Genomic DNA, 20763 nt, shown 5'->3' with positions numbered 1-20763 from the left:
TACAGAGCGTAAATAAATTTTATATTTCCGCATTCATTTTATAGTTTTAGCTAAAATCCCAAAAGATGAAAAAACTACTTACTGTTATGTCAATTCTACCCTTACTTTTTGGCTGTAAAGAGGTAAAAAAAACAACTAAAGTAGACACTAAAGTAGTTGAAGAAATGATTCCTAAAAAAGAAGCTCCTTTTGCGTGGGAAGGTGCCAACATCTATTTCCTATTAACAGATCGTTTTAATAATGGAAATCCTGAAAACGATGTGAGCTTTGACAGAACCGAGGATACAGCTGTTCTTAGAGGTTTTGAAGGGGGTGATATTCAGGGAATCACTGAAAAAATTGAAGAAGGTTATTTCACCGATTTAGGAATAAATGCCATTTGGTTTACCCCAGTTGTTGAGCAAATACATGGTGCTACCAATGAAGGTACTGGAAACACTTATGGCTATCACGGTTATTGGACCAAAGATTGGACGGCAATTGATCCTAGTTTTGGAACCAGAAAAGATTTGGAAAAATTGGTGAAATCTGCTCATGCCAAGGGTATTCGTGTATTGTTAGACGTAGTACTAAACCATACTGGGCCAGTTACGGATAAAGACCCCGTTTGGCCAGAAGAGTGGGTGCGCACTGGACCTACTTGTGAGTTTACCACATATGAGAATACAACCGCCTGCACCTTGGTAGAAAACCTTCCAGATATTCTAACAGAATCTGATGACCCCGTGGAGCTGCCAGATGCACTTCTGGCAAAATGGAAAGAAGAAGGTCGTTTAAGTCAAGAATTGGATGAGCTCCAGTTATTTTTTGAACGAACAGGATATCCTAGAGCCCCTAGATTTTATATCATTAAATGGCTCACGGACTATATCAACGATTTTGGTGTTGATGGGTTCCGGGTGGATACTGTAAAGCATGTTAATGAGAATGCTTGGTCAGATTTATATAAAGAGGCCGGTTACGCCTTTGAGACTTGGAAGAAAAAGAACCCAAACCATATATTGGACAATAACCCTTTCTACATGGTTGGTGAAGTCTATAATTATGGTATCTCAGGTGGCAGAGCATTTGATTTTGGGGATAAAAAGGTAGATTTTTTTGATTTTGGATTTAAGAGTCTCATAAATTTTGACCTTAAAGTCGATGCCCATAAAGACTATGAAACCATTTTTAAGAAATATAATCGCCTATTAAACACCAAGCTAAAAGGTAAGAGTGTGTTGAACTACTTAACTTCTCATGATGATGGCAGTCCTTTTGACAAGGAACGAAAAAAGCCCTTTTACTCAGCAAATGTCCTGTTGTTAACGCCGGGAGCATCACAAGTCTATTATGGGGATGAAACAGCAAGAAGCCTTACCATTGAAGGCACAGAAGGTGATGCCACTTTACGTTCTTTTATGAACTGGGAAGAATTGGACAGCTTGCCGCAAACACAGAAAATACACAAGCATTGGCAAAAATTAGGTCAATTCCGTAGAAACCATCCCGCTGTTGGTGCAGGTAAGCACAAAAGATTGGCAAAATCACCCTATGTATTCTCTAGAACGTATGTAGATGGTGACTATAAAGACAAGGTTGTAGTTGGTTTAAATCTGCCAAAAGGTAAAAAATCCCTTTGGGTAAAAGGCTTTTTTGGTGATGGAACCAAATTGTACGACACCTATTCTGAAACCGAGGTAATGGTCACTAAAGGAAAGGTAATTCTTGAAAACGATTTTGATATTGCGCTTTTGGAATTGGTGGAATGAGCATCAATTCCTTGAATGCAGTGCAATCCTATTGCCTTCGGTATCTAAAAATAACCCCATAAAGCCTACTTCTGGGCTAATTTGTGTTTTGGTCTTTATAATCTCACCTCCTGCTTTCTCAATTCTATTTAGTTCATTTTGAACATCAGAACTTGCAAAGTATACAAGTACTCCATCTCTACTGCTAGGTTTATAATCCTCATGTTTAATGAGAGAACCATTGGCTCCCGGTTTTCCTTCGGCCCATGGAAACCAACCCATTAATGTTCCACCAAAATCCTGAACTTGAATCTTAATTTTAAAAACTTCATCATAAAAAGCTTTGGCCCTATCCATATCCAATACAGGAATTTCGAACCAACCCACCATGTTCTGTTCCATAGGTTACCTCTCCAATAATTCTTTTAAACTGGCCAAGCCTTCTTCAAAATCCCCGCCAACGGCTTTGTCCATATTCATAAATAACATAAAAATACTAGTAGGAAACTTGTTCTTTCCAGAGAAGCCCCAAGTGACCATTGTACTGCTTTCACCTACTTCCTCTGTGGTTATGTAGGCATCAGATGTAGATTTCCAAGGTTTTAGAAACCGAAGTTCAGACTCAATACGTTCACCATTCACAATCTTTGTGAGCTCCTGTTCCCCTTCACCCACATCTTTATTTCCGTTCCAGTAGCTTATTGCCCCCACTTCACCATCGGTACCGGTGAACTTTTTCTCCATATTGGGGTCTTTTTTGTTCCAAGGTGACCACGCATCTTGATTCTTTAAAAACTTAAGATTTTCAAACACAACGTCCTTAGGTTTGGCTATTTCAATTGAGCGTGAAACATTGTAGCTCTTTGGAGCTATGAGCCCAAGAATTAAAATAATAAAAACAATCCCAGCTAAAATATAGAGTAGAATAATCATTGGATTTTATAATTGGTTATGCTCTAAAATACAAAATCTTCATTTTAAAAGGTATCTGTTTATTATACTTTCCACATCTTTTATAGATTTTTTAGTCCAATCCAATTGCTTTTCAAGCATCTCAATATCAGATAACTGCCATTCAATATCAGAAATTCTTAGTTCTTGTGTCAACTTCTGAATAATGATAGCAGCTGAAACAGAAATATTGAGACTTTCGGAGAATCCAACCATTGGAATTTTAAGAAATCCATCGGCTTTTTGCATAACTTCTTTACTCAACCCTTCTTTTTCAGTTCCAAAAAAAAGAGCTGTCTTTGTGTTCAATTCAAATTGAGAAAGAAATCTAGAATCATTATGCGGGGTAGTTGCCACAATTTGATACCCCATATCTTTAAGTGCAGCAATACATTCTGTTGTGGTTTGATATCTGTTCACATCTACCCATTGTTCAGCTCCCATGGCAATGTTCTTGTCCAAACGCTTTTCAAATCGATCTTCCACTACATGTATTTCTTGGATACCAAAGGCATCACAGCTTCTAATGACCGCGCTAGTATTGTGCAATTGGTATACATCTTCAATAGCTACCGTAAGGTATTTGGTCCTCTTCCGCAATACATCAAGAAACCGTTGTTTCCTATCTTCTGTAAGGAAACTTTGAAGATATGTCAACAAATCATCATTAAACATATACGACAATATAACGAAAAATGAATTTCTTATTTTTAGTACTTATGAGTCAAAAAGAAAAAATAGTTGTTCTTACCGGTGCTGGTATAAGTGCTGAGAGTGGGTTAAAAACGTTTAGGGACTCCAACGGGTTGTGGGAAGGCCATGATGTTATGGAAGTTGCATCTCCGCAAGGTTTTGAGAGAAACCCCGAGCTAGTACTAGATTTTTATAATCAAAGACGCAGACAGCTTTTGGAAGTATTACCAAACACAGGGCATGAATCCTTGGTTGCACTAGAAAAAAAATACGATGTAAGTATCATCACCCAAAATGTGGACAATCTGCATGAACAAGCCGGAAGTTCTCATGTGGTTCATTTACATGGGGAATTGTTTAAAGTTAGAAGCACACAAAACGAAAATAATGTTCTTGATTGGAAAAGGGATTTGATTTTGGGAGATTTGGATGAAAATGGGTTTCAGTTGCGCCCTCATATTGTTTGGTTCGGAGAAATGGTTCCTATGCTAGAAACGGCTATCCACATTACCCAGCAGGCAAAAACTTTAATTATAATAGGAACTTCCATGCAAGTGTACCCGGCAGCAAGTCTAATCAATTTTGTAACTAGAGAGGCACCCATTTACTTTGTTGACCCAAAGCCAAGTGTGGATAAATCAAGTTTTGAAAACCTAACTGTAATCTCTAAAACTGCAACAGAGGGTGTTCCTACTCTGGTTGATCAGCTACTTGGTAAAGAGACCTAGAGGTTTTGGCCCAATCCATCAATAATTTTTTCTGATCTGCGGTCAAATTAGCCTCTTTGTGGGTCCAGGTGTATTCATTCAATGGCATCTCTCCCTCATCCACTTCTTCCACCAATTCCTCTAATTTGTGGTCCTTTTTTTTAACTGAGTAGTTATTCCAATCAGAAAAATTTAAATGCTCTTTACCTTCTTCAATATGATCATACAACCAATAAGAAACCGGAGCTATGTTATTGTACCAAGGATATACCGTGTTGGCACTATGACAATCATAACAGGTAGTCTCTAAAATTTGTTGCACGGCCGGACTTGGTTTAGTTTCTGCCTCAAAGGCAGCAACATAATCACCCTCAGCCATATTTTTTTCTGGCCTATAAAATTGCATTGCAACAAAAATAATTAACAAGGCAACTGCTATTTTTTTTACTATTTTCATCTACCAAGGTATTTTAGTAAAAATATGATTTTGTGACCAAAAAACAATTGTACACAATACTAAATTCTGGTCGACTTTCTAAAGAAAAGATAAACCAACTTGTACCTCAACTAGCCAGGCATCCAGAATTAACGGAGCCTTTGCTAATTGAGGTTTTTGCACAAGACAAAACGGATTCATTCAATGCCAGTTGGGTGTTTGACAATGTCATGCGAAAAAAACTGATATATCTAGTGCCCCATTTTGAAACATTCACATTGGGATTAAAAGAGCTTACTTCCGAATCCAACATTCGTCCTATGGCTCATATTTGCGAATTGACAATGGAAGCCTATTTCAAAAAAAAGGATATCTCTTTTAGAGAGCATATTACAGAAGAGCAATTGGAAAGAGTCATGACAGTTTGCTTTGATTGGCTTATTGGCGAACATAAAGTAGCTGCCAAAGTATTTGCCATGACCAGTTTGTATTACCTAGGTATGAAATTCGATTGGGTACATCCAGAACTAAAATTAATCTTGGAACAAACTGCCCATGAAGGTACCGCCGGGTATAAATTTAGGTGCAGAAAAACCTTGGAAAATCTTAAGAAACTTGGTTTTTAAACTCCTTAACTAATAAGTATCTTTGCTGCTTTCAAAAACTCGGTCAATGTCTCTAAACCAACTCAACGCCATTTCTCCAATTGATGGCAGATATCGCAATAAAACTGAAGCCTTAGGAAATTATTTTTCTGAAGAAGCCCTTATAAAATACCGAGTTCAGGTAGAGATTGAATATTTTATTGCGCTCTGCGAAATTCCACTTCCTCAATTGGCAGATTTTAATAGCGCCATGTTCCCTGATTTACAGAAAATATATCTTGATTTTTCAGCGGAAGATGCTTTGGCCATCAAAGAAATTGAAAAGACCACCAATCATGATGTAAAGGCCGTTGAGTATTTTATAAAACAAAAGTTTGATGCTTTAGGTCTAGAAAAATATAAGGAGTTCATTCATTTTGGGCTAACATCCCAAGATATTAACAACACAGCTATTCCTCTCTCCATTAAAGAGGCCATGAACGATGTTTATGTTCCACTCTACTTTGAAGTTTTTGAAAAGCTAAAGACATTGGCTGAAGAATGGGCAAATATTCCCATGCTTGCAAGAACCCACGGGCAACCTGCCTCCCCTACTCGACTAGGTAAAGAAATTGATGTCTTTGTAGAGCGATTAAAAGAACAGTTTAATTTATTGAACGATATTCCAAGTGCTTCCAAATTTGGAGGAGCCACTGGAAATTATAACGCTCACAAGGTTGCCTATCCAACTACAGATTGGAAGGCTTTTGGCCAACAGTTTGTTCAAGAGAAATTGGGGTTGTACCACTCTTTTCCCACTACCCAAATTGAACATTATGACCATATGGCAGCACTGTTCGATTGTTTAAAGCGAATCAACACCATTTTTATTGACTTGAATAGAGATATGTGGACTTATATCTCCATGGACTATTTTAAGCAAAAGATTAAAAAAGGGGAAGTAGGTTCTTCTGCTATGCCCCACAAAGTGAATCCTATTGATTTTGAAAATTCTGAAGGAAACTTAGGGCTTGCCAATGCACTTTTTGAGCATTTATCCGCCAAACTCCCTGTTTCTAGATTACAACGAGATTTGACTGACAGTACCGTGCTTAGAAATGTAGGTGTTCCTTTTGGGCATACACAGGTAGCTTTCTTGTCTACATTAAAAGGATTGAACAAACTAGTGCTGAACGCAGAGAAGTTTGAACAGGATTTAGAAAACAATTGGGCGGTGGTTGCTGAGGCCATACAGACCATATTAAGGAGAGAGGGCTACCCTAACCCTTATGAGGCCCTAAAAGGTCTTACCCGCACCAATGAAAAAATTACCCAAAACTCCATTGCCAATTTTATTGATACGCTAGAAGTTTCTGGCAGTATCAAGGATGAGCTCAAAAAAATAACTCCGGCAAATTATACTGGGGTTTAGTTCTCATTTTTTACATTAACAGAGGTGTAAGAATTTGGCATTGCACTTATCGGTTTTGTATAAGATTAGTTGCGTGGTTTAGCACGTAATTTTGCAAATACAAACCGAATAGAAAATCCGCGAGGATTTTCGTAAATAGGCTTGTACTAGCAATTAATTTTATACGGTGTTAGGCACAGTATTTTTAATATTTGTCCTTTTCCGATATTTTTAAATTCGTTAAGGAAATTAGATAATTGCAAGCGTTATAAAAATTCCCTTTGCTCGGTGACCAAACACTTACAACTCTATAATCCGTTTGATTTACACCTTCCATAATCCATTCAGAACCATCTGTTCCAATTGAGTTACGACCCAAATCCATATTCCAAAAATCTGCTTCTATGATAAGTTGTGTAAATTCAGTCCAATCTTTTTCTGTTAGTATTTTCAGTCGCTCAATTTCTATTTCTCCAGGTTCATATCCACCAGCACCATTTAGAACTTTCCAATAAAGAATGAATCTATCATTTTTCTTTTCGATTCTAAAAGTCATTGGTTTGTCAAAAGTCCTTAACCAAGTAAAGCGATAAATTTCTTTGTCAATTTTTCTATTAAATAACAAAGGTTCTTCCATTGCGTGAAGATGTTTCGAATACCAGTTCGCAACGAACTCGTCGTAAGTTCCTTCGATAACTTTTGTTTTGATTGAATAAGTTGAGTCATTTTCTTTAATCCAATCTGTGCTAACTTCAGGAAACATTTCTTTCGGAAAGTAAGGTTGTTTAAAATCCGTCGGAACATTTAGGCTATCAACTTTGATTGTCGAGTCGACAAATTTGTCAATCGTTTGACTAAATCCGATTTGAGTCAGAAATAATGTCAAAATTCCAATTGATAATATTTGTCGCAAAGTTTTGTTCATATTGTGCCTAACGATTAAGATATGGTCCGTTTATATGGACTATATCGACCGATAAGTGAAGTTCGGGAATTTTATCGTAAAAATCCAGATAGAATGGATAGGTAGCACTTTTGAAAGAACGAATACGCCATTTAATACATGGTATCATTAAAAAAGCACCTTGAAGGTGCTTTTTTTTAGAGACGTAAGTTCGAGCGCAGTCGAAAAATCCATTTTTTGGATTTCCTTATCGTGCCTATAGCTATCTCAACACCATCGAAATGAATTGAATTTGACTTTATAGTTTTTAAGGGTTACTCAACAATCAAAATTTTACTAGCTAGGCTCGTTGTCGTTTCAATAGCTACGGTGTAGTATCCTGGAGTCAAATCACTAACATCCAGAATTACTGATTTTACCCCTGGATACTCATAGGTCAATCTTTTCTTTTGAATAGGCTGAATTTGTGCATACAGGGTAACACTAGTGATTCCTTCAGGTTGCTTTTCATGAATTGACATGGAATTATCTATAATTATATTCACTTCATCTGAAGCAATGTTAGGATAAAGGAGCAATCCGTCCCCGTTTTCGTCGTTTGGTGAAAGGACATCCAAATCGGTATCAGGTTGCAATGGTATTCCACCACCACCATTTCCTCCTCCTGCATGCTCTACATATAGCAATCTTGCTGGACCTACGCCACATTTATTAACACCCATAAGCTGTACATATCCTTCGTTTTGTGCATAGCCAGTAAACACTTGAACACTTTCGTAATTCGTAGCAGTTTCCTTTACCTGCCAATTGTCACCAAAAAGATCAAACTGATCTACTTTTTCAAAAGGGTGCGGCAACCACCACTGGTAACTATCCGCCCCTATGGCTGGACCTCCAAAGTAACTTACAAGCGCACCCGTTAACACTACTTCCGGACCAAACAAATCAGAAGGCTGGGAAGGTTTTCCCACTTGCAAAACCTTTTCCAACACCACGGGTTCACCTCCGCAACTTTCCGAAATTATCGTCGCGGTAATGGTCACCGGTTGGCTATAGGTATTAGGGGGTGTGGTGAAAAAAGTTGCTGGACTGTTCGGATCGGTGGGAAATGCAGCATCGGGATTACTGGAGCTCCATTGTACTTGCACTCCTCCAGGCACCTCCACATAATACAGTTCTTCCTGGCAGAGCAGTTCGTTGCCCTCTATTACCTCCGCAGGGCCACACAAAAAAGTGCAATCAAACGAAGTGCCGGCAGCATTTAGCTCCTTGGCCAACCAATCACCATTGGTTCGATTGAAGGATATGTGTGGCGCATTGCTCCCAGAAATATCAAAAGTAGTGGTGAAATTATCAAAAGGTATGGCCAATTCTTGGGGCGGTGGGTTTTCGGTAGTATAAATCTGCAGATAGTCTTCTTCGGTCAGCGGGATGTTGTTACTCCCCACATCCAAGGCACTGGTAACTGGTATGAAGTTGATATCTGGAGTGACTTCCAAGTTCAGGTTAAAAGTTGCCAAAATATTGCTTTCATATTCGTTAAATTCATCAATAGTGCCAATAAACGGCATGGCCCCGCCCGGAAAATCATCCAATAATAGGTTATCATCAGCTATGGAAAAGGTGCGATTGGTGATGGTCCGCATTAAAGGAGCCACCCAAAGCAGCTTTTTCTCGTATTGGATCCAGCCTTTGTACAACCAGTCTTCTTCCCCACCTGGAAAGGCCCATACCTGAAAATCGGTCTTGAGTTTGGAATTTCCTGGCAAAAAACCAATCAACAATGCGGGGATGTCCCCTAAGGCAGCGCCAATTATCCATCCTGTTTTTGTAATGAACGTAATCACATCCGTAAAGGGCCGGGTGGAACCTGTACCATGGAGCCTAAACAAGGTTTGACCGGGTTCAAGTCCGTAGGGTTGCGCACAGTGGCTACCGTTGCTGAGCGAAATGTTCCGGGTCTGCTGTGGATAGCCCATGGCCTTGAGTTCATCTTGCCAGGCCTTATGTTCCTCATTGTTGATTTGGTAATCAACATCCATCCAGTTGATCAAGAGTTGTTTTACGGCCGGTCTGTCAATCAATTTCCGGGCCTCATGCACGGGCACCTCCCCACTGGCCACGGCCACGGCAATATCACCAGCCGGGGTGGTGATGAGCTCGTTGAGTACATGCCTGACCATATACAAAAACCCTGGGGGCACATGGGCGCCCTGGTGCGGGGCATCGTGACTAACGTACAAACTGGTATCATGGTCTTGGTTATTGTTCTCCATATCTCGAAGGGCATAGCGCGCCAAAACACCGCCCATACTCTGCCCTAAAATGACGTTGGGTTCCGCGTTATCATCTTTGGTTTCATTGACCCAGTCAATTACAGCCTCCAAAGCATAGGCATTGCGCTGCAACCAATCGGTGCCGTTTTCCCAATTGACATAGATGATGTCAAAACTTTCGTCGGTGTCCTTTGTAATCAGATTTCGTAAATCTTGATTCTGAGAATTATTAACGTCCTGCAAAAAGGTTTTGAGATAAGTGTCTCCATAAAGCGGATGATTCTGGGTCAAACCTGAATCAAAACCCTCTACGACAATCAAGGGTTTGTGTATTTTTTTGCATTCTTTGGCGGGTGCTATCTGCAGCTTGGCCACCCCTTTTACTCCCATATAGGCTTTGGAAGCGGTTATGGTTTCTTCCCAAGGCTCATCAATGCAAGCTGGGTTTCGTGCAGTCAAGGTCTGTTGAGTGGCCTTGCCCGTAATCTTTACCGGGGTGCGGCAATACCTAAAGGTATTGTCGGTCAGTTGTAATCGAAAGGTCCATACATAATCACCATCTTCGGCAAACGTATGGTTTAAGGTAGTGCCCAATTCCAAGGGTTGGAATCCGCCACCATCCCCAAAGTCGACGGCAAAACTCTCCACTAAAGTGGCTTGGTTGGTACGCCATTCGGAATCATCCAGCAATAGGGATATGGTGGAACTACTTATTTGGGTTCGCGGCAAGGTGATAGCGAACACCTCTTTGGTTTCGTAGGGGTTTTGCCAATTGGTCCCTTTATACACATCACCGTATTTTTTCCCGTCAATGATCTGGATCAATCCTTCGTCGAGGGCATCGGGCCGAATGCGGGAATAATGGTAGTACAATCCATTGAGCGTTATGGCCGCAGTGAACGGTTTTTTAGCAAACTTTGCCGTATGGGACTTGGCCATGCTCTTCCAATCCTGCTCCAGAGCAATAGGGTCCACCAGTTCGGGCACCACCAAAGAGGTACGCATGGAGACCACGCTGTTATATAGATCGCGGAATACAGAGGGTACTATATAGTTGTTGTCCCGTAACACCCCATCGTAATTGGGCACATCCACAAAATCGTACCCGTAATCCAATAGCATGCTGTGGGGAATCTTGCTTTTGTCCAAAGGGCCAAAGACCTCGTTGGTCTTGTTGGCGACCTCTAGATCAAAATGCAATTGGGCATGGGTCGAAAGGCAGTAGATGAATGTAAAAAAGTAAAGGATAAAAGAGTGAAAGGGCAAAAATAGTTTTGTTGTTTTCATTTTTTATAGGTTACGTGTTTATAAAATTTGGGGTATGCTTTTTTAAGTTTTGAATCTTGAATTATCAAAATTTGAGGTCGAAACGGCCGTCAGTAAAGTTTAGGGTATTGTCCTCCCCGTCCTTGACCGAGAACTCAAAAGTGCCCGACACGATAAATTCCTCCAGATCAAAGCGGGTGATTGTTAAATTTCCAGGGGTTTCGTCGGTGGTTCCTGTTTCAAGAGTAAGACCCCCATCAATAAAATATTCCGCACTATAACCACCACTCATCCTAGCATTCAGTGGAAAAGATCCTTCTGAAACGCCCTCTACAATATCCAGCGCAACAAGATTTATTGATCTAAGCCCAATATCGTCAGTTCTAGAACCACTAATCCCTAAGGTATAGGCCCCATCCGCAAACGTATAGAAAGCTCTCCTATCCCTGCTTGAGAAAAATGGTTTTCCATTGATCAGGCAGGCAAAGGTGTTCTCGCCCGTTTGGGTAATTAGCGGGAGAGCATCCACGGGATTTACGGGTTGGTCGTCGTTGCTGCAGGCCTGTAGGACCAATAGACATAGTGTAATCAGTAATTTTCTCATTTTCAAGTAGATTAAAGTTTATTGATTTGGGGGTATGCTGCCTTTTAAAATTTTAAATGTTTAGTCTTAAGTTATAGGTGATGGGATTAATTAAAATTTAAGGTCAAAACGGCCATCGGTAAAGTTTAGGGTGTTGCCCTCTTCATCTTGAGCAGCAAATTCGAATGTTCCTGAAATAAACCCGTCTTCTAGATTAAGCTTTGATATTTTAAGTACACCAGGGACTTGATCATAAGTAACATAAGCCTCTACACCTAGATTATAAATTGCATATCTACCGAAAAAATTTCCACTGACATCAGATTTCAATAAATATTCAGTTTCTTCTACGGCTTGCTCGATATCCAATCCAACAAGACTAACAGTCGTGATTATACCTTCATCACTCCTAGATCCACTTATTCCTAATGTATATGCTCCATCCGCAAAAGTGTAAGAAGCCCTTCTATCCGAACTGGAAAAAAACGGTTTCCCATTGATCAGGCAAGCAAAGGTGTTCTCGCCGGTCTGGGTTATGGGCGGGAGAGCATCCACGGGATTTACGGGTTGGTCGTCGTTGCTACAGGCCTGTAGGGCCAATAGACATAGGGTAATCAGTAATTTTCTCATTTTCAAGTAGATTAAAGTTTATTGATTTGGGGGATTTGTCTTAATTATATTATATGTTATCCAATTGCATTCATGATTTCTTAAATAAACAAACAGGTTGCCAACTGGTCTGTGAGGTAAGAAAAAAAAGTCCTTACCCAAGGAGGTTGAAAATGAGAGGTTGAAAAATTTTCAATGAGGTTATCTGACTAGCAGGCTTGAAAATTAATGGCCTTATTGTTGGAACCTGAAAGAAATCCCTAAAGGCTTTAGATGTTTAAATGTAGTATTTTTATTGTTATGGTAAAGTCCTCAATCTAATTTATGCAGTTTTTTTACATAAAAAATGCCCCAAAGTAAAGATTGGGGCATCAATTTGTTTTCCGGTTTTTTGCTTCCTCTAACCCTCCTTGTGTATTTCAACAGAATGTGGATAAGGAATTTCTATTCCAGCTGCATCCAACGCTATTTTTGAGTTTTCGTACGTAGCAAAATACACATCCCAATAATCTTCTGGTTTGCAAAACGGACGTACGGCAAAATTTACAGAACTATCTGCCAACTCCATAACATTAACAGAAGGTGCAGGGTCTTGCAACACTTGAGGATTGGATGTTAAAACATTCATTAACACTTCTTTCGTTTTTTTGATGTCCTCATCATAACCAACACCGATCACAGTGTCTACACGAATCCTACCTTCGGCTGTATAGTTAACAATGTTCCCATTTGCCATGGCTCCGTTGGGCACTATGGCAAGTTTGTTTTCTGGTGTTGTAAGCTTAGTGGTGAAAATTTCAACCTCCTTTACTACCCCCAAAACTCCTTGGGCTTCGATTAAGTCGCCAATGCGATAGGGTTTAAAAATCATGAGCAGAACTCCACCGGCAAAGTTGGAAAGAGAGCCTTGCAGTGCCAAACCAATTGCCAAGCCAGCCGCTGCTATGACCGCGGCAAAAGTGGTTACGTCCACTCCCAGTCTTGAAATTACAATGATGATCAAAAACACTTTTAGTGACCAAGAAATTAGATTTAATAAGAATCGTTGCAAGGATTCGTCATACTTGCTTTTGGACATTACTTTACCTGTGGCGCGAGTAATCTTTTTGATTATCCATGAGCCTACAATATAAATGAGAATTGCTGTAACTAATTTGGGGCCGAACTCTTTGGCCAATTCCAATCCGTAGTTCATCCACTCTTGTGCTTTTTCCATAGTTTTCAATGATTTGTTAGTGTTCTTGTTTTGAGACACTAAGATAAAAATTAGGTCACAAAATTTCCTGAACCGAAAAGTTTTAAACAAAAAAATCCTGAACAACCTAGATTGTTCAGGATTTACTATTTGGATGGTTTGGTTGTTATCCCTTTAGAAAAGCCCCAATTTCACCTAATCCCTCTCCATTATAATCAGACTTCTGAATAGCTTGCATTAGTTGCACTATATGTGCAGGATTCATATCCTTTCCTAAAACTCTGACTAAGGCAAAGCCTTTGTCCTTGCTATCGCCATAAATGATCACCTCATCAATGGCAGTTTCATCTCCCAAATATTTTATCACTCCTTTTCCGTACTGTGAATTAATTTTCATCAATTCTACAAACTCATCATCTTTAAGGATTTCTTTGACCTTTATTTTCTCAGCCTTGTATTCAGCTACATTATCTGCCGTTTTCCTAAATGCCAGGAGGTTAAACTTCTTCAATGATTCAATAGCTTTTGATTGGGTGTCTGATAGATCCACTCCATCCATTTTCAAGATACTTGCAGGAACATCCAATGCGATAAAATTTGGATTTTCCGAGTTGTCCACATAATACTCTTGTAAACTCTGCTGAGAGGAACAAGATGCAAGTAAGATCGTACCTGCAACCAATATGCTTTTAATAATATTCTTCATCTGTTCTATTTTTTGATTGATTTCTTTTAATGGTGTTTAGCTATTGGTCATCTTGTTGCTCAATTTGTTACAAAATTTTACGGACCTTAACCGCTACCAAAAATTTATTGTTTCTTCACCTTCTTCAATCCCTTATGAAGCTTCATTTTATTGGTCAATGTTCCAACCTTGGCAAGGTCAATATTACCCGTCATTGTCAATAAAACCGTTTCAAAATGGAAATCTGAATGTTTGTTCTTCTTTTCTTCAATTCCCGTTGCAAACATCAGTAATTCTTCTACATGATCATCATCCTTTCCATACTTAACATAAAACTTAAGGTTAGTGTCTCCATCTTTCACCTTCATCAGCTCTTCCAACTTTGATGATCTTACATACTGTTTCATTGTAGTTGCCATATCTGCAGCTGCTCCTTCATCTTCAGAAAGAAATATTTTAATGTTGTTGATATTCCTTGCGATTTCAACAAATTCTTGATTTTCTGGATCCGAATCATTTTCCATCATTTTAGAAACAATGTCCAACATCCCTTTGTTAATGGTCACTGATCCTATCCTATCAGAATCTTCAAACTTATCGAATATGGACTGTGAATTTCCTAAAAAGGGAGCACAAGCGCATAGTATAATTATCAGTAGTTTTTTCATGGCGCTCTAGTTTCCTTTTTTACCTGCCTTGTTTAACTCCTCAGGCAAATTCATTTTGTTGGTCAACGAATTGATCTTATTTAAATCAATATCTCCCGTTAAGGAAAGTAGTACTGTTTCAAATTTTCTTCCGTCCGTTTCAACATCTTTCAAACCAGTAATAAACATTAACAATTCGCTTACATGGTCATCATCTTTACCTTGCTTGATATAAAACTTTACATTGGCATCCTTATCCTTCACGCGCATTAGTTCTTCCATTTTTGAAGACTTTAGGTAACTGCTTACAGAAGACTTCATATCGTCTCCAATCTGTTTGTTATCCGTAGTGAACACCTTTAGGCTTTTAAGACTGCTGGCAACATCCATAAAATCTTGTGCCTCAGCATCATCCACCTCTACATCTATTTTTGCCAATAGGTTGAACATGCTCTTGTTGACCACCACAGAGGTAACATCATCCAAATCTTCGTACTTATCGAACAAAGACTGTGAAAACCCTGTAAGTGGCAGTACTGCCATTAATAATATTAAAATATACTTTTTCATTTTTTACGATTTAATTATTGTTATAAATTTTTTGTTTTGCTGTTTCAAACTCTTGCAAGTAGGCAACCTTTTCCGTTCCTTTTCCAAAATTTGTTGCTAAGAGTTCAAAAGCCTTTTTAGTTTCTTGGTATGCGTATTTAGCTTTTTCTCTTTCTTGATACTCATTACCAAAATAAATGCCAAAGGTCAATACTGCTACGGCCGCTACGGAAATCCATTTATAATAGTTCTTTCTAGGTTTTAATGGAACCTGCTTCGTATACCGTTCTTCCTTGGCGTTGGAAAAATAACTGAACATGGGTTTATATTGCTCTAGATGTGTTGCTACACTTTCTTGAGAAAAATAAGTTTGCAGTTCTTTTTCTTCGGCAACTGTTGTAGTTGCCTCAAAATACTTTTCCAATAATTTTTCTATGTTATCCAATTCCATAGCTATGTTTTTTTACTAATTCTTGTCTTACTACTTTTCTTGCTCTAGAGAGTGCTACGCGCACCGCTGTTGGTTTCATATCGAGCAACTCACATATCTCCTCAAACTCGTATTGTTCAACATCTCTCAGTTGTAATACCATTTTTTGTTGTTCTGGAAGCTCATCCATAATTCTTTCCATCCACTTAACACTGTCTTCTGCTTCTAGTTGCCGTTGTAAAGAAGTGCTTTCATCACTGTAATTGCTATGAACCAACTTTAAATTACTGGCTTGCTTGGATTTTAATCTGTCCAAACAGAAATTCTTCGTCATGGTCATTGCGAAGGCCTCAACATTCTTATACTGTTCCATGGTTTCATTCTTTGACCATAGTTTTAGCAAAATTTCCTGAGTGGCATCCTCTGCTTCTTCCTTAGAAACCAACAACCGTTTAGCCAGTCTATATAGTTTGTCCTTAAAGGGCATTACTACATTTAAAAATTCGGCCTGTTTCATTTGGTTTTCTTAGTTGTTTATAAACTATTTAAGTTCGTCTACATAATCACGACGACACATATCGAATTTTGTTACAAAAAATTTGAATTCTCCACTTATGTATCTATTTTGTAGTCCAAAATTGTAAGAATTTAAAAAATCATACCACCAACCTACTACACTTTCCTAATTATATGGAATGATAATTGATTGCTCTTATTAAAATTTAGCTATGAAAAAATACTTATTTCTATTTGTTGGACTTGGAATTTTACTAAACTCTTGTAAAAGTGATGATGACGCAAATATACCCACTGATGTTGTTGTACAAAACTTTATGTGGCGTGCTATGAATCTATGGTACTTCTGGCAAGGTGAGGTTCCCAACTTAGCAGACAACAGATTCTCCTCTGATGCTCAATACAACGAATTCCTGGAAGCAACCCCTGATCCTTTGGATTTTTACAATAGTATTCAATTTACTGAAGATAGATTTAGTTTCTCAAATGAGGATTACACCACATTGGTCAATGGCCTTAATGGAATATCTAAAAGCAACGGTCTCGAGTTTGGATTAGTGCGCTTTGGCAGTGGAGATGATGTTTTTGGTTATGTGCGTTACATTATTCCAAATTCGGATGCCGCAACCAAAGACATTCAACGGGGCGATATTTTTACCCGAGTTGATGGTCAGCAATTGACCGCTGCTAATTTTGGAGATTTATTATTTGGTGATAACGATACTTATGTGTTAGGGCTTGCAACAATTAGTGGTAACACAATTAGCGATTCTCAGGAGGAAGTTAGCTTAACTAAATTTGAAGGGGTAACAGAAAATCCAGTGCTCGTTGCCAGTACATTGGACATCAGTGGCCAAAAAATTGGGTACATCATGTACAACGGTTTTACACGTGGTTTTGATGAAGAGTTGAACAATGCTTTTGGCCAATTTATTGCAGATGGTGTTACCGACTTGGTTTTAGATATGCGCTATAACCCAGGCGGATCGGTGAATTCTTCTAGATTACTGGCCAGTATGGTTTACAGTACAAATACCAATGAACTTTACATAAGACAACGATGGAATGATAAAATACAATCGCAATTCAGCGCATCTCAGCTTGAAGATTACTTTGCTGCGACCACCAATGATGGTAGTGCTATAAATACGCTAAACCTAAATAGGGTATATGTAATTGCCACCAATAGTTCTGCTTCTGCCAGTGAGTTGGTCATGAACGGTCTTGCTCCCTATGTTGATGTTATCCATATAGGCGAAACGACACGAGGTAAAAATGAATTTTCCATAACTATGGTGGACGATCCGGATAACGACTACATTTTTAATGCTCAAAGGGAAAATCAAATAAATCCTGAAAACAGTTGGGCCATACAACCTTTGGTGGGCCGGAACGAAAATGCAGATGGCTTTTTTGATTATACAGATGGTTTGGCTCCAAATATTTTTCTTGCCGAGGATTTTGGCAACTTAGGGGTTTTGGGCAATCCTTCAGAACCACTTTTGGCAAGAGCCATTCAGGAGATTACAGGGGTAACCGCTAAAGCAAGCTTTACCCCGAAAATGACAGGGAAAGTGCTTATGGGGTCAGAAATGGCAAAGCCTGGCAAAGACAATATGTTTTTGGACAAACCCATCAAACTAAATTACAAATAAAAAAAAGCGGCTTAATGAGCCGCTTTTTTTATTTGTAGGAATCAGTCTTATTGTTGAACTACCTTTATACTAAATGGTCTATACTTTTCAGAAAGCCTTTTAGGAACTTCCAACACATCTGGGTGAAAAAGACCTGCTAACAATTCTATGCCATCTACCAAAGTATTGGCCGAGGATTGGGTAAACATATCAAAATCCGCAATAAAAACGGTATTTTCCTGAACCGCTTTTAAATTGTTCCAGCCTTCCTTTTTGGTTAAAATGTGCATTTCTTCCAATGTACGCTCCACGGTAAATCCACAAGGAGCAATAACCAAGATCTCAGGGTCATACTTTACTATTTTATCCCAAAGCGTTACAATACTGTCCCCTGAAGGATTGGAAAGCATATCTATACCTCCGGCATACGCTATTTGATGCGGAATCCAATGACCACAGTTAAATATTGGGTCCAACCATTCCATTAGCATAATCCTTTTGGGCAATGCCTTTGCTTCTCGCAGTTTGTCTATTACCGTATCAATACGTTTGTACAATCCATTCAAATAAGTGTATGCTACTTCCTCCTTGCCCATTGCTTTAGCAATGGTAATTGCAGATTGAAAAACATCTTCCAACGATTCTGGGCTAATGGAAATCAACTCCGGTTGTTTTTCCAGGTTAGCTACCGCTGCAGCGGTACATGCAGTATCAATTTGGCAGATATCGCACATGTCTTGTGTGAAAATGATATCTGGAGAAATTTGTTCCAAAAGTGGTTCATCCACATAGTACAAATCTTTTCCCTGATGTTTACTAGCAGAAAAAAGCGCATCTATTTCTTGGCTTGATAAGTTTTTTCCTTCCAAAATGCACCGTACAACTGGTTTTTTCTCCTTTAACGCTTGTTGCGGACATTCAAAAGTGACTCCATATAAATGCCCATCCAGACCCATATCATAAATCATCTGGGTAACAGCGGGCATAAAAGAGCAAACCTTCAACATAACAACAAGTTAGCCAATTATAATTGGAGATTAAACCCTGCGCTAATGTTTCTACCTCTGGTAGTAAACCCGATTACTTCGGTAAATTCCTCGTTCAATAAATTGTTGCCATTTATAAAAAGCTTCAGTTTGTTGGGCATTAACTCATGTTCTACGTACAGATTCACCAATGAAAAAGCTTCTAGCGAAACATCTGTGAAACTGCTAAAATCTGTATCAATCCTGTCTCCAGTGTAAGCATAATTAAGTGAGATGTTGGTGGTGTTGCAAACTTGATATCCCAAAGTAAGGTTCACTTTATGTTTTGGAATACGAATAGCATTATCACCTTTACGCTCCGTAAATGTATAGTTGGCATCCAAAGTAAACTCCTCAATTGGAGACCAAGATGTCTCAACCTCAAAACCATTCGCATCAATTTCATCTGCAACGTTGATGCTGGTAAAGTTTTGGTCAAAACCAATGGTGTTCTTTTCATTTCGGTCAAAATAAATGGCGCTTATCCTAAGCTTATCATTTACAAAATACTCCACCCCACCTTCAATTGTTCTATTCTCCTCAGGTTCCAGTTCTGGATTAGCACCAAAATCTCCAAATAGTTGAATCAAATTGGGTGTGATGTAAGATGTGGCATACGAACCTAAAACTTTTACATACCCATTATCTGTTGAAAAAGCATAAGACGGATTAAGATTGTATACAAAGTGGTTTCCATATTCCGAGTGAGTATTGAGCCTTACCCCGGTATTTAGGTTAAATCCAAAATCTGATACATATACCAAATTGGCATAAGGATCTAGAATGGTAAAATCTGCTTCACTGGTAAAAACAGCTTTATCCTTAATATAGTTTACACCCAATATGGTATGCCATTTTTCATCAAAAATGTATTTGTTATAGATATCGAAAACAAAATTCTCGCCATCAGAAATGCTCTCGCCAAAAGTGCTTTTAGAATCGGTTTCATAATCCGTATATGCTGTATTTACGTGAATCGACCCCTTTGTATATTTAAATGCTGTTGAAAGGCCCACTCTATCTTGACTTACTTTGGAACGATTGGGTGCCTCTGCTAAAGCTGCATCAAACTCATTATTGATTTTTGTTTGATTGCCATAAAGGGACAATTCAAAATTCTTGGAGAATTGATATCCAAACTTTACATCAGTGCTAAAATGTGAAAAAGTATCCTCTTCATTTTCTGGAGTTACTGCGGCAGAAAGCCCACTGGAATAACGATTGGAAAAACCAACACCATAAGAAAACTTGTTTAATGTTCCATTTACTGAAGCAGCATTGGTAAAACTCCCCAGGTTGTAATTTTGATCTTCGGAGGTTTGATTGGTTCCAACCGTTGATTGAAAATTCCCAGCAATCTTCTCCTTGGTGTTTTTCTTTGTGGTAATGTTGATAACTGCAGTAGCTGCATTGGTTCCATACAAAGTACTCGAGGCACCTTTTATAATCTCAATAGATTCAATGTTGGCAGTGGAAAGTAGTCGTAAATCATATTCCTGCGAGAACGAAGACGGGTCGGAAACACGCACACCATCTACAATAACCAAAGCTTGTCTGCCCCTACCACCTCTGGCAAAAACTCCAAAGACAGAACCGTCCCTGCCCCTACTTCCAGCAATTTCAATTCCGCTTTTGGTATTGATAAGTTCCGCAACGGTTCTACCTTGATTTCGTTCCAGTTCTTCCGAGGAAATCTTAATAACCGTCTTACCTGAATTTTCTCGCTTTAATTCAAACCGAGAATCACTTACAACAACTTCTTGCAGCTGTTGAATTTGAATAGCATCTTGCTGCACATCTTGTGCAGAAAGACCTGTGCCTGCTAAAACTGCAGCGCATAACCATAAATGACTTTTTTTCATTTCGTTTACTTCAATAAACGGGAGAATAGTATGTCTGTACCCATACGTAAACCTTTTACCCGAAAGTTTA

General features: G+C 38.9%; 21 protein-coding genes. 5 read left to right on the top strand and 16 right to left on the bottom strand.

All coding sequences use genetic code 11. From position 1 onward, the window contains the following. Positions 1-65 precede the first annotated feature (65 nt). Complete coding sequence (locus DKG77_RS09980; RefSeq protein WP_109662623.1) at positions 66-1751, top strand: alpha-amylase family glycosyl hydrolase; 1686 nt, start codon at positions 66-68, stop codon at positions 1749-1751. Between the two features lie 3 nt (positions 1752-1754). Here the strand turns inward: DKG77_RS09980 and DKG77_RS09975 are convergent, their stop codons facing one another. From DKG77_RS09975 to DKG77_RS09965, 3 genes are read right to left on the bottom strand one after another with little or no spacing between them, the layout of a single operon-like run. Further along, positions 1755-2132 carry a VOC family protein gene (locus DKG77_RS09975; RefSeq protein WP_109662622.1) on the bottom strand — a complete coding sequence of 126 codons (378 nt, stop codon included), beginning with the start codon at positions 2130-2132 and terminating at the stop codon, positions 1755-1757. A 3-nt stretch (positions 2133-2135) separates the two neighbouring features. After that, a complete protein-coding gene (locus DKG77_RS09970; RefSeq protein WP_109662620.1) occupies positions 2136-2663 on the bottom strand; it encodes an SRPBCC family protein in 528 nt (175 codons plus the stop codon). 39 nt (positions 2664-2702) lie between these two features. After that, entirely contained in the window at positions 2703-3356 is a 654-nt protein-coding gene (locus DKG77_RS09965) for a TrmH family RNA methyltransferase (protein WP_109662619.1), read from the bottom strand. Positions 3357-3400: 44 nt separating this feature from the next. Here DKG77_RS09965 and DKG77_RS09960 point away from each other — a divergent pair, with 44 nt between their 5' ends. Beyond that, the gene (locus tag DKG77_RS09960) at positions 3401-4102 is read left to right on the top strand and encodes an SIR2 family NAD-dependent protein deacylase (protein WP_109662617.1); all 702 of its coding nucleotides are present in this window, start codon (positions 3401-3403) and stop codon (positions 4100-4102) included. Here the strand turns inward: DKG77_RS09960 and DKG77_RS09955 are convergent. Next, entirely contained in the window at positions 4065-4538 is a 474-nt protein-coding gene (locus DKG77_RS09955; RefSeq protein WP_109662615.1) for a heme-binding domain-containing protein, read from the bottom strand. The two genes, DKG77_RS09960 and DKG77_RS09955, sit on opposite strands and share 38 nt — an antisense overlap. A gap of 32 nt (positions 4539-4570) precedes the next feature. Between DKG77_RS09955 and DKG77_RS09950 the strand changes: the two genes are divergently transcribed. Both DKG77_RS09950 and purB read left to right on the top strand, forming a co-directional pair. Continuing rightward, positions 4571-5143: an adenylosuccinate lyase gene (locus DKG77_RS09950; protein ID WP_109662613.1), complete on the top strand. Its 573-nt coding sequence runs from the start codon at positions 4571-4573 to the stop codon at positions 5141-5143. Positions 5144-5189: 46 nt separating this feature from the next. Then, positions 5190-6533: an adenylosuccinate lyase gene (gene purB, locus DKG77_RS09945; RefSeq protein WP_109662612.1), complete on the top strand. Its 1344-nt coding sequence runs from the start codon at positions 5190-5192 to the stop codon at positions 6531-6533. Between the two features lie 184 nt (positions 6534-6717). Here the strand turns inward: purB and DKG77_RS09940 are convergent, their stop codons facing one another. From DKG77_RS09940 to DKG77_RS09895, 10 genes are all read right to left on the bottom strand, one after another. Then, positions 6718-7437: a hypothetical protein gene (locus DKG77_RS09940; protein WP_133248445.1), complete on the bottom strand. Its 720-nt coding sequence runs from the start codon at positions 7435-7437 to the stop codon at positions 6718-6720. A gap of 293 nt (positions 7438-7730) precedes the next feature. Further along, on the bottom strand, positions 7731-10979 hold the full coding sequence (locus tag DKG77_RS17060) for a hypothetical protein (RefSeq protein ID WP_207785447.1): 3249 nt from the start codon (positions 10977-10979) through the stop codon (positions 7731-7733). Positions 10980-11043: 64 nt separating this feature from the next. Continuing rightward, on the bottom strand, positions 11044-11562 hold the full coding sequence (locus tag DKG77_RS09930) for a Riean_0653 family protein (RefSeq protein ID WP_109662609.1): 519 nt from the start codon (positions 11560-11562) through the stop codon (positions 11044-11046). Between the two features lie 90 nt (positions 11563-11652). After that, positions 11653-12171, bottom strand: a complete 519-nt coding sequence (locus DKG77_RS09925) for a Riean_0653 family protein (protein ID WP_109662607.1) — start codon at positions 12169-12171, stop codon at positions 11653-11655. Between the two features lie 379 nt (positions 12172-12550). Beyond that, entirely contained in the window at positions 12551-13366 is an 816-nt protein-coding gene (locus DKG77_RS09920) for a mechanosensitive ion channel family protein (RefSeq protein WP_109663725.1), read from the bottom strand. A 145-nt stretch (positions 13367-13511) separates the two neighbouring features. Next, positions 13512-14051: a DUF4252 domain-containing protein gene (locus DKG77_RS09915; RefSeq protein WP_109662605.1), complete on the bottom strand. Its 540-nt coding sequence runs from the start codon at positions 14049-14051 to the stop codon at positions 13512-13514. A gap of 104 nt (positions 14052-14155) precedes the next feature. Further along, complete coding sequence (locus DKG77_RS09910) at positions 14156-14698, bottom strand: DUF4252 domain-containing protein (RefSeq protein ID WP_109662604.1); 543 nt, start codon at positions 14696-14698, stop codon at positions 14156-14158. Positions 14699-14704: 6 nt separating this feature from the next. Then, the gene (locus DKG77_RS09905) at positions 14705-15247 is read right to left on the bottom strand and encodes a DUF4252 domain-containing protein (protein WP_109662602.1); all 543 of its coding nucleotides are present in this window, start codon (positions 15245-15247) and stop codon (positions 14705-14707) included. A gap of 10 nt (positions 15248-15257) precedes the next feature. Next, entirely contained in the window at positions 15258-15677 is a 420-nt protein-coding gene (locus DKG77_RS09900; RefSeq protein WP_109662600.1) for a hypothetical protein, read from the bottom strand. Further along, a complete protein-coding gene (locus tag DKG77_RS09895) occupies positions 15664-16173 on the bottom strand; it encodes an RNA polymerase sigma factor (protein WP_109662598.1) in 510 nt (169 codons plus the stop codon). The genes DKG77_RS09900 and DKG77_RS09895 overlap by 14 nt, the downstream gene beginning before the upstream one ends. Positions 16174-16384: 211 nt before the next feature. Between DKG77_RS09895 and DKG77_RS09890 the strand changes: the two genes are divergently transcribed. Further along, positions 16385-17827, top strand: coding sequence for a S41 family peptidase (locus tag DKG77_RS09890; RefSeq protein WP_109662596.1), 1443 nt, complete (start codon positions 16385-16387; stop codon positions 17825-17827). Positions 17828-17874: 47 nt separating this feature from the next. Here the strand turns inward: DKG77_RS09890 and DKG77_RS09885 are convergent, their stop codons facing one another. Together DKG77_RS09885 and DKG77_RS09880 are read right to left on the bottom strand one after the other, a co-directional pair. Beyond that, complete coding sequence (locus DKG77_RS09885) at positions 17875-18813, bottom strand: ABC transporter substrate-binding protein (protein ID WP_109662595.1); 939 nt, start codon at positions 18811-18813, stop codon at positions 17875-17877. A 17-nt stretch (positions 18814-18830) separates the two neighbouring features. Beyond that, positions 18831-20693 (bottom strand): TonB-dependent receptor plug domain-containing protein, encoded by a 1863-nt coding sequence (locus tag DKG77_RS09880; protein WP_109663723.1) that lies wholly within the window; start codon positions 20691-20693, stop codon positions 18831-18833. Between the last annotated feature and the right edge of the window lie 70 nt (positions 20694-20763).

Source organism: Flagellimonas aquimarina, from assembly GCF_003149745.1.
Taxonomy (GTDB): domain Bacteria; phylum Bacteroidota; class Bacteroidia; order Flavobacteriales; family Flavobacteriaceae; genus Flagellimonas; species Flagellimonas aquimarina.
This window is presented reverse-complemented; position numbering and strand designations above follow the sequence as displayed.

Bases quoted from the DNA above. Each gene is read 5' to 3' on its own strand.
- DKG77_RS09980 (WP_109662623.1), top strand. From the start codon at position 66: ATGAAAAAACTACTTACTGTTATGTCAATTCTACCCTTACTTTTTGGC.
- DKG77_RS09975 (WP_109662622.1), bottom strand. From the start codon at position 2,132: ATGGAACAGAACATGGTGGGTTGGTTCGAAATTCCTGTATTGGATATG.
- DKG77_RS09970 (WP_109662620.1), bottom strand. From the start codon at position 2,663: ATGATTATTCTACTCTATATTTTAGCTGGGATTGTTTTTATTATTTTA.
- DKG77_RS09965 (WP_109662619.1), bottom strand. From the start codon at position 3,356: ATGTTTAATGATGATTTGTTGACATATCTTCAAAGTTTCCTTACAGAA.
- DKG77_RS09960 (WP_109662617.1), top strand. From the start codon at position 3,401: ATGAGTCAAAAAGAAAAAATAGTTGTTCTTACCGGTGCTGGTATAAGT.
- DKG77_RS09955 (WP_109662615.1), bottom strand. From the start codon at position 4,538: ATGAAAATAGTAAAAAAAATAGCAGTTGCCTTGTTAATTATTTTTGTT.
- purB (WP_109662612.1), top strand. From the start codon at position 5,190: ATGTCTCTAAACCAACTCAACGCCATTTCTCCAATTGATGGCAGATAT.
- DKG77_RS09940 (WP_133248445.1), bottom strand. From the start codon at position 7,437: ATGAACAAAACTTTGCGACAAATATTATCAATTGGAATTTTGACATTA.
- DKG77_RS17060 (WP_207785447.1), bottom strand. From the start codon at position 10,979: ATGAAAACAACAAAACTATTTTTGCCCTTTCACTCTTTTATCCTTTAC.
- DKG77_RS09930 (WP_109662609.1), bottom strand. From the start codon at position 11,562: ATGAGAAAATTACTGATTACACTATGTCTATTGGTCCTACAGGCCTGC.
- DKG77_RS09925 (WP_109662607.1), bottom strand. From the start codon at position 12,171: ATGAGAAAATTACTGATTACCCTATGTCTATTGGCCCTACAGGCCTGT.
- DKG77_RS09920 (WP_109663725.1), bottom strand. From the start codon at position 13,366: ATGGAAAAAGCACAAGAGTGGATGAACTACGGATTGGAATTGGCCAAA.
- DKG77_RS09915 (WP_109662605.1), bottom strand. From the start codon at position 14,051: ATGAAGAATATTATTAAAAGCATATTGGTTGCAGGTACGATCTTACTT.
- DKG77_RS09910 (WP_109662604.1), bottom strand. From the start codon at position 14,698: ATGAAAAAACTACTGATAATTATACTATGCGCTTGTGCTCCCTTTTTA.
- DKG77_RS09905 (WP_109662602.1), bottom strand. From the start codon at position 15,247: ATGAAAAAGTATATTTTAATATTATTAATGGCAGTACTGCCACTTACA.
- DKG77_RS09900 (WP_109662600.1), bottom strand. From the start codon at position 15,677: ATGGAATTGGATAACATAGAAAAATTATTGGAAAAGTATTTTGAGGCA.
- DKG77_RS09895 (WP_109662598.1), bottom strand. From the start codon at position 16,173: ATGAAACAGGCCGAATTTTTAAATGTAGTAATGCCCTTTAAGGACAAA.
- DKG77_RS09890 (WP_109662596.1), top strand. From the start codon at position 16,385: ATGAAAAAATACTTATTTCTATTTGTTGGACTTGGAATTTTACTAAAC.
- DKG77_RS09885 (WP_109662595.1), bottom strand. From the start codon at position 18,813: ATGTTGAAGGTTTGCTCTTTTATGCCCGCTGTTACCCAGATGATTTAT.
- DKG77_RS09880 (WP_109663723.1), bottom strand. From the start codon at position 20,693: ATGAAAAAAAGTCATTTATGGTTATGCGCTGCAGTTTTAGCAGGCACA.